Annotated in this window: 9 protein-coding genes and 1 pseudogene; 8 read left to right on the top strand and 2 right to left on the bottom strand. The window is 59.1% G+C overall.

The window, feature by feature from the left end; translation table 11 throughout:
• The first annotated feature begins 39 nt into the window (after window positions 1-39).
• The 6 genes from rpsO (at window position 40) to bshB1 (ending at window position 6,952) form a co-directional block, all read left to right on the top strand.
• On the top strand, window positions 40-315 hold the full coding sequence (gene rpsO / locus H8B14_RS12055; protein ID WP_187315872.1) for a 30S ribosomal protein S15: 276 nt from the start codon (window positions 40-42) through the stop codon (window positions 313-315).
• A gap of 197 nt (window positions 316-512) precedes the next feature.
• Window positions 513-2,672 carry a polyribonucleotide nucleotidyltransferase gene (gene pnp / locus H8B14_RS12050; RefSeq protein ID WP_187315871.1) on the top strand — a complete coding sequence of 720 codons (2,160 nt, stop codon included), beginning with the start codon at window positions 513-515 and terminating at the stop codon, window positions 2,670-2,672.
• 133 nt (window positions 2,673-2,805) lie between these two features.
• Window positions 2,806-3,669 (top strand): sigma-70 family RNA polymerase sigma factor, encoded by an 864-nt coding sequence (locus H8B14_RS12045; protein ID WP_022823752.1) that lies wholly within the window; start codon window positions 2,806-2,808, stop codon window positions 3,667-3,669.
• A gap of 240 nt (window positions 3,670-3,909) precedes the next feature.
• On the top strand, window positions 3,910-4,857 hold the full coding sequence (gene trxB, locus H8B14_RS12040) for a thioredoxin-disulfide reductase (RefSeq protein WP_187315870.1): 948 nt from the start codon (window positions 3,910-3,912) through the stop codon (window positions 4,855-4,857).
• 146 nt (window positions 4,858-5,003) lie between these two features.
• Window positions 5,004-6,134, top strand: coding sequence for a M23 family metallopeptidase (locus H8B14_RS12035; protein ID WP_261989978.1), 1,131 nt, complete (start codon window positions 5,004-5,006; stop codon window positions 6,132-6,134).
• Between the two features lie 98 nt (window positions 6,135-6,232).
• Entirely contained in the window at window positions 6,233-6,952 is a 720-nt protein-coding gene (gene bshB1, locus H8B14_RS12030) for a bacillithiol biosynthesis deacetylase BshB1 (RefSeq protein ID WP_187315869.1), read from the top strand.
• A gap of 148 nt (window positions 6,953-7,100) precedes the next feature.
• Here bshB1 and accC read toward each other — a convergent pair whose 3' ends face one another.
• The gene (gene accC, locus H8B14_RS12025) at window positions 7,101-8,615 is read right to left on the bottom strand and encodes an acetyl-CoA carboxylase biotin carboxylase subunit (protein WP_187315961.1); all 1,515 of its coding nucleotides are present in this window, start codon (window positions 8,613-8,615) and stop codon (window positions 7,101-7,103) included.
• Window positions 8,616-8,910: 295 nt separating this feature from the next.
• Between accC and H8B14_RS12020 the strand changes: the two genes are divergently transcribed.
• Window positions 8,911-10,161 (top strand): aminotransferase class I/II-fold pyridoxal phosphate-dependent enzyme, encoded by a 1,251-nt coding sequence (locus H8B14_RS12020; protein ID WP_187315868.1) that lies wholly within the window; start codon window positions 8,911-8,913, stop codon window positions 10,159-10,161.
• 239 nt (window positions 10,162-10,400) lie between these two features.
• Window positions 10,401-10,571 (top strand): annotated as a pseudogene (locus H8B14_RS21340) (histone H1); the annotation flags it as partial.
• Window positions 10,572-10,787: 216 nt separating this feature from the next.
• Here the strand turns inward: H8B14_RS21340 and tyrS are convergent.
• Window positions 10,788-12,086 (bottom strand): tyrosine--tRNA ligase, encoded by a 1,299-nt coding sequence (tyrS, locus tag H8B14_RS12010; RefSeq protein WP_187315866.1) that lies wholly within the window; start codon window positions 12,084-12,086, stop codon window positions 10,788-10,790.
• Window positions 12,087-12,198: the final 112 nt, after the last annotated feature.

Here is a 12,198-nt window from a genome sequence, read left to right as displayed (position 1 = left end):
TTCATACTTACTATCAAAGACGGGGAAACCTATCTGCCGATGAAACTCACTACCGAAGCAAAACAGGCTATTTTCGAGAAAAACAGCCTGCAAAAAGTAGCCACCGACACCGGTTCGGCCGAGGCTCAGATTGCGCTGTTCACGCACCGCATCACGCACCTCACCGAACACTTGAAAGTGAACAAGAAAGACTTCTCGACTCGTTTGGGTCTGCTGAAGCTTGTTGGTAAGCGTCGTCGCCTGTTGGATTACCTCCAGCACCGCGAAATCAACCGCTACCGCGCCATCATCAAGGAGCTGGGCATTCGTAAGTAAGCTCACCGCCTGGAGCAGGGAGCCTTCCACGCCGGAAGGTTCCCTGCTCTTTTTTTGTCCGATTCCCAGCGCACCATTTGCCGGGTTTGGGCGTTGATTTTCCCGAATATGATTTTTTAGAGCAAAATGGGGCCTCCGCCGGCCCCGTTTTTTCGGCTGCTCGCCCGCTGCACGCTTTTCCACAAGCACCCTCTCAGATGCCCAATTACAACGCGGTTACCAAACACATTACGCTGCCCGACGGTCGGCAGATTTCCATCGAAACCGGCAAACTGGCCAAATTCGCGGATGGCGCCGTTGTGGTGCGCCTCGGCGACGCCATGCTGCTGGCCACGGTCGTGTCGCAGCCCAGCGCGCGCGGCGACGTGGATTTCCTGCCCCTGTCGGTTGATTACCAGGAGAAATTCGGTGGTGCCGGCAACATTCCCGGCTCGTTCCAGCGTCGCGAAGGCCGCCTCTCGGATGCTGAAATCCTGGTGTGCCGCATCGTAGACCGTATCCTGCGCCCGATGTTCCCCAAGGACTATCACTACGAGGTGCAGGTGATGATTACCCTGATTTCGGCCGATAAGACCGTGCAGCCCGATGCCCTGGCCGCGCTGGCCGCCTCGGCTGCTCTCTCAATTTCGGATATTCCCTTCGCCGGCCCCATCTCGGAGGTCCGCGTAGCCCGCATCGACGGTAAGCTGCAAATCAACCCCCTCACCGCCGACATTGCCCGCGCCGACATCGACCTGATTGTAGGCGCCACAGCTGATTCGGTAGCCATGGTAGAAGGCGAGATGGACGAAGTGAGCGAAGAGGAAATGGTAGAAGCCATTGCCTTCGCCCACGAAGCCATCAAAGAGCAAGTGCGTGTGCAGTTGGAACTGGCTGCTGAAGTGGAGAAGTCCCACACCAAGCGCGAGTATCCCAAGTACGAGGAAAACGACGACCTCAAGAAGCGCATCCAGGAAGGTGTGTACGAGCAGGCTTATAAAGTGGCACACTCGGGCAACCCCAGCAAAGCCGGCCGCAAGGAAGGTTTTGGCGCCATCAAAAAGACTTTGACCGCGCAACTGCTGGAAGAGCAGCCCGAGCTGGACATGAAGATGTTCGGCCGCTACTACTCGTCGGCGGAGAAAAAAGCCATCCGCGACATGATGATCAAGGAGCGCACCCGCCTTGATGGTCGTGCTCTGACGGAAATCCGCCCGATCTGGAGCGAGGTGAACTACCTGCCCGGTGCCCATGGCTCGGCCCTGTTCACCCGCGGCGAAACCCAGTCGCTGACCACCGTAGCCCTTGGCACCAAGCTCGATGAGCAGATCATCGACACGGCCATGACCTCAGGCTACAGCAAGTTCATGCTGCACTACAACTTCCCGGCCTTCTCGACCGGCGAGGTGAAGCCCAACCGCGGCCCCGGCCGCCGCGAAATCGGCCACGGCAACTTGGCCCAACGCTCCTTGAAGAAGGTGATGCCTTCCGACGACGAGAACCCCTACACTGTGCGCATCGTGTCGGACATTCTGGAGTCGAACGGCTCCAGCTCAATGGCTACGGTGTGCGCTGGCTCGATGGCCTTGATGGACGCCGGTATTCCGGTGCGCGCAGCCGTTTCGGGCATTGCTATGGGCCTCGTGCAGGATAAAGAAACCGGCGAATACGCCGTGCTGTCCGATATCCTGGGCGATGAGGACCACCTCGGCGACATGGACTTCAAAGTAACCGGCACCGAGAAAGGTATCGTGGCTTGCCAGATGGACATCAAAATCCAGGGCTTGAGCGCCGAAATCATGACGGCTGCCCTGCACCAGGCTCGTGAGGGTCGCCTGCACATCCTGCGCGAGATGGCCAAGACCATTGCGGCGCCGGCTGCCGAGCTGAAGCCGCATACGCCCCGCTCGCACAAGATGCTGATCGACAAGGAGTACATCGGGGCCGTTATCGGACCCGGCGGCAAAGTCATCCAGCAGATTCAGAAGGACACCAACGCTACGGTTATCATCGAGGAGAAGGACGAGAAAGGCCACGTGAGCATCTACGCTTCCAACCAGGAAGACATGCAGGCGGCCATCGACCGGATCCGGGCTATTGCCGCCACGCCGGAAGTAGGCGAAACCTACAAAGGCAAGGTGCGCAGCATTCAGCCATACGGTGCGTTTGTAGAAATCATGCCGGGCAAGGATGGGCTACTGCACATCTCGGAGGTTTCGCACGAGCGCCTTGCCGCGCTGGAAGGCGTGCTGGAAGTAGGGCAGGAGATTGACGTGAAACTGCTCGACATCGACAAAAAAACCGGCAAATACCGCTTGTCGCGCAAGGTGCTGCTCCCGAAGCCGGAGCGCGCCGCCGATACCAACGGCGCGGCCTAAACCGCCCTGCCGAACTTTCGCGGGTACCGGGGTGTTGCTCTCAACTGACCTGGTACCCGCGTTTGGGTACTTTCCGTATACCGGATCAATACGACGTCATCAGCATCAATAACTTCATTCTCTCGCGCCCGCAATGAGACAGTTAAAAATCAGCAAGCAGATCACCAACCGCGAAAGCCAGTCGCTGGATAAATACCTCCAGGAGATTGGCAAGGTGGATCTGCTAACCCCCGATGAGGAGGTAACGCTGGCGCAACGCATCAAAGAAGGTGACCAGCAAGCGCTGGAAAAACTCACCAAAGCCAACCTGCGCTTCGTGGTGTCGGTGGCTAAACAGTACCAGAACCAGGGCCTCAGCCTCGGCGATTTGATCAACGAGGGCAACCTCGGCCTGATCAAGGCGGCCAAGCGCTTCGACGAAACCCGGGGCTTTAAGTTCATTTCCTACGCCGTGTGGTGGATTCGCCAGTCGATTCTGCAGGCTTTGGCCGAGCAGTCGCGCATTGTGCGTCTGCCCCTGAACCGGGTAGGCTCGCTGAATAAAATCAGCAAGTCATTCTCGGAGTTGGAGCAGAAATTCGAGCGGGAGCCTTCGCCTGAGGAAATTGCCGAAGTACTGGAGCTGACTACCTCGGAAGTAGTGGACACGCTCAAGATTTCGGGCCGCCACGTATCGGTGGATGCGCCGTTTGTGCAGGGTGAAGAAAACCGTCTGCTCGACGTGCTCGAAAACGAGGACGAAGAATCGCCCGATACCGGCCTGATGAACGACTCGCTCCGCAAGGAAGTGCAGCGCGCGCTGAGCACGCTCACCAAGCGCGAAGCCGACGTCATCACGCTCTATTTCGGTCTAAACGGCGAGCATTCCCTTACGTTGGAAGAAATAGGCGAGAAGTTCAACCTGACCCGTGAGCGGGTTCGTCAGATCAAGGAAAAAGCTATTCGCCGCCTGCGCCACACCTCGCGGAGCAAGGCTTTGAAGCCCTATCTGGGGTAAATTTTTCCGCCCCGTCGCAGAAAACCCTGGCCTTTGGTTGGGGTTTTTTGTTGACTATACGGTGGTGCCCTCTGTATTATCCTGCTTTCTCGGCATTTCGGACAAAGTGGCCGGCTACGGATTTGGCCTAATTTTCGGCAGTACGGAGTTGCGCCGGACGAAAACCCGGGACGCGTGTACTTTTGCATCCCAACTTCAACCCTTCACGGCGCAAGCTGCTGCTTACGTCATTTTTTCTGTATGGCGACTACCACCCCAGAACACATCAAGTGTCTGATTATTGGCTCCGGCCCGGCCGGCTACACGGCGGCTATTTACGCGGCCCGCGCCAACCTCAAGCCGGTCATGTACCAGGGTTTGCAGCCTGGTGGCCAGCTCACGATTACCAACGACGTCGAGAACTTCCCCGGGTATCCTGACGGCATCATGGGGCCGGAAATGATGGAGGACCTTAAGAAGCAGGCCGCCCGCTTCGACACCGACATCCGCTACGGCATTGCCACGTCGGTGGACTTCTCGGGCCACCCGCACCGCGTGACCGTGGATGAGAAGGTGGAACTGACGGCCGATACCATCATCATTGCCACCGGGGCCTCGGCCAAGTGGCTGGGGCTGCCCTCGGAGCAGCGCCTGAACGGCTCGGGCGTATCGGCCTGCGCCGTGTGCGACGGGTTTTTCTACCGTGGCAAGGACGTGGCCATTGTGGGCGCCGGCGACACGGCGGCCGAGGAGGCTACCTACCTGGCCAACCTGTGCAACAAGGTGTACATGATTGTGCGGAAAGGGGAGATGCGGGCCTCGAAAATCATGCAGAAGCGCGTGACCGACAACCCCAAGATTGAGGTGCTCTGGAACACGGTGACCGACGAAATTCTGGGCGAGCACGCCGTGGATGGGGCCCGGGTAAAAAACGTGCTGGATGGCACCACCCGCGACCTAGCCATTGAGGGCTTTTTCGTGGCCATCGGGCACGAGCCCAATTCGAAAATCTTCCAGCCCTATCTGCACCACGACGAGCAGGGCTACCTGAAAACCATACCCGGCACGGCCAAAACCAACGTGGACGGCGTGTTTGCCTGCGGCGACGTGCAGGACTTCACCTACCGCCAGGCCGTAACGGCCGCCGGCTCCGGCTGCATGGCTGCCCTCGACGCCGAGCGGTACCTGGCCGCGCTGGGCGACCATTAACAGCGGCGTTGTGAAGTTGTGAAATAATGAATTTGCACTTGATGCAAGACATTGGGTGCATTGGGCGTTGAAACCCGGAATATCATCATTTCACAACTTCACAGCCTCGCAATTTCACCTTTTACTGAACGCCCTTGCTGCATTTTTTGAAAACATGGCTGCTGCCGCTGCTACTGATCGGGCTGTTTCTTGGCTTGCCCGGCCAGCTGCTGGCCCAGCGGCGCAAAGCGCCGGCGCCCAAGGCGAAAGCCGGCTCCGCAGGCAAGCGGAGCGACTTTTTCCGCATCAAGTCCCCGACCATTCGCTACGTGCGGCCGGATACTACCATTCTCATTCAAACCGAGGAATTGCCTGAAGAAGGGTCTGACGCGGCCAAATCTATCTTCTTTAACCCGGCCAAAAAACTGTCCATCGTGAGTGAGGATACTACCACGCTCAATGAGGGCGGGCAGGAGATTGTGGAGATGTCGGAGGAAGTGAAAATCGACTCCTCCTGGATCAAAGTGGCGGGCTACTACGCCATCTGGGACACGCACAACATTAACCCATACCGCGTAGATGGCCGCCGGCTGCGCGACACGTTGAATCTGAAGCTAACCGAGCCCGAGCGCCAGCGCTTCGCTAAAATGCCGCTGGTGAAAACGCCTTTGACGTCCGACTTCGGCTTCCGGGGCTACCGCTGGCACTACGGCGTCGACCTGGACCTGGAAACCGGCGACTCCGTGAAGGCGGCCTTCGATGGAGTGGTGCGCATCGTGAAATGGGACGGTTCGGGCTACGGCAACTACGTTCTTATCCGCCATTACAACGGCATCGAAACACTTTACGGGCACATGCAGAAGTCCTTGGTCACGCCGGGTACGTTTGTGAAGGCCGGGCAAATTATCGGGCGTGGTGGTAGCACGGGGCGCAGCAGCGGCTCGCATCTGCACTTTGAGGTCCGTTACGAAGGTAATCCCATCGACCCGGAGCAGATGTACGACTTCCCGGATTACCGGTTGGTGAAAGACAATTTCCAGATTACCTCGGGCCTGTTCGCTTACTACAGCAAATCGTTGAAGTACCGGGGCGGCAGCGTACCGGGCGCGGCTACGCGCAGTACCAGCAGCAGTGCCGGCAAACCCACCCAGGCCCGGCGCATCGTCAGCCACAAGATCCGCAGCGGCGACACGCTCTCGGAAATTGCCGATAAGTACGGCGTGTCGCAGGCCCAGATCCGGCGCCTGAATGGCGGTACGGCCGTGCTGCGCGTAGGCCGGGTGCTGCGGATAAAGTAAACATAGCAAACAGCAAACCTGGAATAGCTGGCAGCGTTCAACCACGCGTTGACGAAGTCAGCTATTTTCGTCTTTTGCTCTTCCCGTACTACAATCACATGAAACTTGATATCCTGGCTTTTGGGGCGCACCCCGATGATGTGGAAATGTCGGCGGCCGGCACGTTGCTGGCGGCGGCGGCGGCCGGTAAGAAAATCGGCATCGTCGATTTTACCCGGGGTGAGTTGGGCACGCGCGGTACCCCCGCCACCCGCGCCCAGGAAGCCGAAGCCGCCAGCCGTATTCTGGGGTTGAGCGCCCGCGAAAACCTGGGACTGCCCGATGGCTTTTTTCGCAACGACCGGGAGCATCAACTGCCATTAATTGCAGCCTTACGGCGCTACCAGCCCGATGTGGTGCTCTGCAACGCCATACAGGACCGCCACCCCGACCACGGCCGGGGTGCCCAACTGGCCTCGGATGCCTGCTTCCTGAGCGGGCTGCGCATGATTGAAACCCTCGGCGAAGATGGCCAGCCCCAGCAGCCCTGGCGCCCCCGTGTGGTGTACCACTACATCCAGGACCGGCAGCTACCATCTGACTTTGTAGTAGACATTACGGCGCACTGGGCAAAGAAATGGGAATCCATTCAAGCCTACCAAACCCAGTTCTTCAACCCCAGTCTCGACCAGCCACAGACCTACCTTTCCAGTCAGGAGTTCAGCAAGTTTATGGAAGCCCGCGCCCGTGAGTTCGGCCACCTGATAGGGGTGGAATTCGGGGAGGGCTTCACCCGTCAGCGGCCGGTGGGCGTGCGCGAGATTACAGAGTTGATTTAGAGGCGGCAAATTCTTTCTCAAGGGATGTATACTGCCTGGCAGCTTAGCTCGCCCGTTATGCAACAGGCTAGGCAGCAGGTGCACATATACGCAAAGCAAAATGCCCGACTGGTCAGCCGGGCATTTTGCTTTTCCAGTTTCATACCTTTTACCGCACCCCCAGCCGGTTCCGCTTCCAGGCTGAGCCGGTAGCGGACGGCGTATCAGCTGAAGCAGCGGCAGTAGCGCCGGGTTTCTTCTCGGTCAGGAGCATAGCGGTGAGCACGGCGGCGAGCTTGGCGGTAGCTTCGTCCGGGGCGGCAGGTTTCAAGGACTCGGGCGTGAAGTGGTCCTTAATGAAGTTGGTGTCGAAGTTGCCGCTCACGAAGGCCGGGTGCTGCAGCACGTAGCGGCCGAAGCCCAGCGTGGTTTCAATGCCGGTAATCTGGTACTCGTCGATGGCGCGCAGCATCCGGGCAATGGCCTCCTCGCGGGTGGCCCCGAAGGTGACGAGCTTGGCAATCATCGGGTCGTAGTAGATAGGAATTTCCATGCCCTGCTCGAAGCCGTCGTCGACGCGCACGCCGGGGCCCTGGGGGCGCACGTAGGTGGTCAGCGTCCCGATGTCGGGCAGGAAGTTGTTCTGCGGGTCTTCGGCGTACACGCGCAGCTCCAGCGCGTGTCCGGTGATGCTCAGCTCGTCCTGGCTAAAAGCCAGGGGCAGCCCCTGGGCCACTTTGATCTGCTCTTTCACCAAGTCGAGGCCGGTGATTTGCTCGGTGACGGGGTGCTCCACCTGCAGGCGGGTATTCATCTCCAGGAAGTAAAAGTTGCGCTGGTCGTCGAGCAGGAACTCCACTGTGCCGGCACCGGTGTAGTTGCAGGCGCGGGCCACATCCACGGCGCAGCGGCCCATTTCGGCGCGCAGCTCCGGGGTAAGCACTGACGAAGGCGCTTCCTCAATCACCTTCTGGTGGCGGCGCTGAATCGAGCACTCCCGCTCGAATAGGTGCACGATGTTGCCGTGCTCATCACCTAGCACCTGAATTTCGATGTGGCGCGGGCCGGTCACGAACTTCTCAATGAAAACCGAGCCGTCGCCGAAGGCCGAGGTGGCTTCGTTGATGGCCAGCTGCATCTGCTCCTCGAAATCTGCAGCCGAATTGACAATGCGCATGCCCTTACCGCCGCCGCCGGCCGAGGCCTTAATCAGGATGGGGAAGCCCACCGTAGCGGCAATGCGCTTGGCTTCTTCCACGTCGCTGATGGCTTCGTCGGTGCCGGGTACCAGCGGGATGTTGTAGGCTTTCACGGCCTGTTTGGCCGAAAGCTTGTCGCCCATCACGTTCATGGCTTCCGGCGAAGGCCCCACGAAAATTAGCCCAGCCTCCGTGACCATACGGGCAAACTCGGCGTTTTCGCTCAGGAAGCCATAGCCAGGATGGATAGCATCGACGCCCAGCTGGCGGCACACTTCCAGAATTTTGTCGCCGCGCAGGTAGCTGTCTTTGCTGGCGGGTGGGCCCACGCACACGGCCTCATCGGCGTAGCGCACGTGCAAAGCGTTGCGGTCGGCTTCGGAGTAAATGGCCACGGTCTGGAGGCCCATTTCCTTGGCCGAGCGCAACACGCGCAGCGCAATTTCGCCGCGGTTGGCGACGAGCAGCTTGGTGATTTTCTTCATCAGGAGAGAGGTGGAGCGGGTGGGAGTGGAATAGTTGCGTAAAGAAACGTCATGCTGCGTCCCTGGCTTGATGCGCCACATGCTCTGCATGACGTTTAACATGGCGGAATGCCTTTCAGTACCCAAAGAAACGCCATTCCGGCCGGACCGTAAAACCGCGTAGCCCAATTTGCAGATGGTTGGAAGCCTGCCTGCTGAGGGCTACCTTTGCGGATTGCCATAACTTTGTACATTCCCCGGCGGTTAGCCCTTCGCGGACAGCCGCTCGTTTCCTTTCACATTAACCCGTCCCCTCGTGGATCTATTTGAGAAGATTGCCGCCAACCGCGGCCCGCTGGGCAGCCACTCGCACTACGCGCACGGCTATTTCACGTTCCCCAAACTGGAAGGCGAAATCAAGCCCCGCATGATATTCCGCGGCAAGGAGGTGCTCACCTGGAGCCTGAACAATTACCTGGGCCTGGCCAACCACCCCGAGGTGCGCAAGGCCGACGCCGAGGCGGCTGCCGAGTACGGCATGGCCCTGCCCATGGGCGCCCGCATGATGAGCGGCAACTCCAACCTGCACGAGCAGCTGGAAAATGAGCTAGCCGAATTCGTAATGAAGCCGGACTGCATGCTGCTCAACTTCGGCTACCAGGGCGTGGTAAGCATTATCGACGCCATGGTAAACCGCCACGACGTGATTGTATACGACGCCGAGTCGCACGCCTGCATCATTGATGGGGTGCGCCTGCACGCCGGCAAACGGTTTGTGTACACGCACAACGACATGGGCAGCCTGGAGAAGCAACTGGAGCGGGCCAAGCGCCTCACCGATGAAACCGGCGGCGGCATCCTCGTGATTACCGAGGGCGTTTTTGGCATGTCGGGCAACCAGGGCGACCTGCGCGGCGTGATTGCGCTAAAGGAAAAATTTCAGTTCCGTCTGTTCGTGGATGATGCCCATGGCTTCGGCACGATGGGCGCTACCGGCGCCGGAACGGGCGAAGAACAGGGCGTGCAGGATGGTATTGATCTTTATTTTTCGACGTTTGCGAAGAGCATGGCCAGCATTGGCGCCTTCGTAGCCGGCCCCGAGAACGTAATTGAATATTTGCGCTACAACATGCGCAGCCAGATTTTCGCTAAAAGCCTGCCCATGCCGCTTGTGGTGGGCGCTTTGAAGCGTTTGGAGCTGCTACGCACCCAGCCCGAGCTGAAGGAAAACCTCTGGACCATTGTGCGGGCGCTGCAGAGTGGCTTGCGCGAGAAAGGCTTTAATATCGGCACTACCACCTCGCCCGTAACGCCGGTGCTGCTGGAGGGCCAGATTCCGGATGCCACCCAGGTAACCTTCGATCTGCGTGAGAATCACGGCATTTTCTGCTCTATCGTGGTATATCCGGTGGTGCCCAAAGGCGTGATTATGCTGCGCATTATCCCGACGGCAGTACACACACTGGAAGACGTCGATACGACCATCAAAGCCTTCGAAGTGGTACAGGAGAAGCTCGCAAAAGGGCTTTATTCCAAAGCTGAAGTACCTGCGGGCCTGCAGAACTAGTTTCGGCTTCGCTAAATACAAAAGCCAGTCTCTGCGAAGGGGCTGGCTTTTGTATTTAGTATTATTCCGAGGTAGGTGTGCTGGGTAAGCGAAGGCGGAGTAAACTTTTTTTGCGAAAAAGTGGCCCTGGGAGCCGTGAAACGCGTTTAAGAAAAAAAGTGGCCTACTTGCTTGTATTTGAAATCCCTGTATATTAGGCCCAGTTAAATTGTTTTTTCCACTCCACACAACCCCCTCACATGAGCAATTTCAGCCAACTCAAGGACCTCGTTATGGGCCTGGAAGGTGACTTCGAGAAGTTCTACGACAAGAACAACTCGGCCGCTGGCACCCGCGTGCGCAAAGGCATGCAGGAACTGAAGAACATGGCCCAGAGCATCCGTACGGAGGTTCAGAACGCTAAAAACAGCGCTGCTCCAGCTGCTGGTGCTGCTAAAGCCGCTCCGGCTGCTAAGAAAGCGGCTCCGGCTGCTGCCAAGAAAGCTGCTCCGGCTGCCAAAAAGAAGTAGTCCGGCTTCGGCACCGTTCCGGCCTTCACCCCGGCCGCCGCTGCTGATGCGGAGTACGCAAAAGAAAAGGCCTCACCTGTCCGGTGAGGCCTTTTTTATGGCCGTAAGTCAAAGAAGCTACACCACCTTAATCAGGTAGTAGTTCTTCTTGCCTTTTTGGGCTACCACGTACTTATCGTGCAGCAGCGGCAGCTCGGTGGCCTGCTGCTCCAGCGTGGCCTTGGCGCGGTTCAAACTCACGCCGCCGGCCTGAATCATCTTCTTGGCCTCGCCTTTGGAGGGGAAGATGACGGCGTTGGTGGCGTCGCTGAGCAGGCTGATGACGTTGTGCTCCGAGAGGCTGGCGCGGGGCACCTCCACGTGGGGCACACCGGCAAACACGTCGAGCAGCGTAGCCTCGTCGAGGCTGCTCAGCTCCCCGTTGCCGAACAGCACCTGCGAGGCCGCCACGGCCGCCTCGTAGGCGGCCTGGCCGTGCACGCGGATGGTCACGTCCTGGGCCAGGGCTTTCTGCAGGGTGCGCAGGTGCGGGGCAGCGGCGTGCTCGGCTTCCAGGGCTTCAATTTCCGGCTGGCTCAGCAGCGTGAACACGCGGATGAGGCGGGGCACGTCGGCGTCGGCGGCGTTGAGGAAGAACTGGTAGAACTGGTACGGGCTCGTCATGGCGCCATCGAGCCACACGGTGCCGGTTTCGCTCTTGCCGTACTTGGTGCCGTCGGACTTAGTGATGAGCTGGCCGGTGAGGGCGTAGGCCTTGCCCTCGCCGCCCGACATGCGCCGGATCAGCTCGGTGCCGGTGGTGATGTTGCCCCACTGGTCAGAGGCGCCCATTTGCAGGGTGGTGCCCAACTCTTTGTAGAGGTGGTAGAAGTCGTAGCCCTGCAGCAGCTGGTAGCTGAACTCGGTGTAGCTGATGCCGTCGGCGCCGGATTCCTCGTTGCCGCCGATGCGGCGCTTCACCGAGTCCTTGGCCATCATGTAGTTCACGGTGAGGTGCTTGCCCACTTCGCGCAGAAACTGCAGGAAGTTGAAGTCCTTGAACCAGTCGTAGTTGTTCACGACGCGGGCCCCGGTAGGCGAGTCGTCGAACACCAGAAACTTCTCCAGCTGGGCCTGAATGCCGGCCTGGTTGCGGCGCAGGGCCTCTTCATCGAGCAGGTTACGCTCCGCCGATTTGCCCGAGGGGTCGCCAATCATGCCGGTAGCGCCGCCTACCAAGGCCAGGGGCCGGTGTCCGGCGCGCTGCAGGTGCACCAGTAGCATGATGGTGGCCAGGTTGCCGATGTGCAGGGAGGGCGCGGTGGGGTCGAAGCCGATGTAGCCAGTGATGGGCGCGTTCTTCAGCAGGTGCTCCTCGGTGCCAGGCATCATGTCGTGAAACATGCCCCGCCAGCGCAGTTCGTCTATGAGGTTCAAAGTGTAAGTAGTAAGTAAGAATTAGGAATTAAGAATTGAGCCGGCGAAATCCAGAGAGGCAAACGTGCTTTTCTCATCCGGTACCAGCCGCCCAATTCTTCCAAAGCTGTTC

This window comes from Hymenobacter puniceus (assembly GCF_014333525.1).
GTDB lineage: Bacteria > Bacteroidota > Bacteroidia > Cytophagales > Hymenobacteraceae > Hymenobacter.
This window is presented reverse-complemented; position numbering and strand designations above follow the sequence as displayed.

Bases quoted from the DNA above. Each gene is read 5' to 3' on its own strand.
- rpsO (WP_187315872.1), top strand. From the start codon at position 40: ATGAAACTCACTACCGAAGCAAAACAGGCTATTTTCGAGAAAAACAGC.
- pnp (WP_187315871.1), top strand. From the start codon at position 513: ATGCCCAATTACAACGCGGTTACCAAACACATTACGCTGCCCGACGGT.
- H8B14_RS12045 (WP_022823752.1), top strand. From the start codon at position 2,806: ATGAGACAGTTAAAAATCAGCAAGCAGATCACCAACCGCGAAAGCCAG.
- trxB (WP_187315870.1), top strand. From the start codon at position 3,910: ATGGCGACTACCACCCCAGAACACATCAAGTGTCTGATTATTGGCTCC.
- bshB1 (WP_187315869.1), top strand. From the start codon at position 6,233: ATGAAACTTGATATCCTGGCTTTTGGGGCGCACCCCGATGATGTGGAA.
- accC (WP_187315961.1), bottom strand. From the start codon at position 8,615: ATGAAGAAAATCACCAAGCTGCTCGTCGCCAACCGCGGCGAAATTGCG.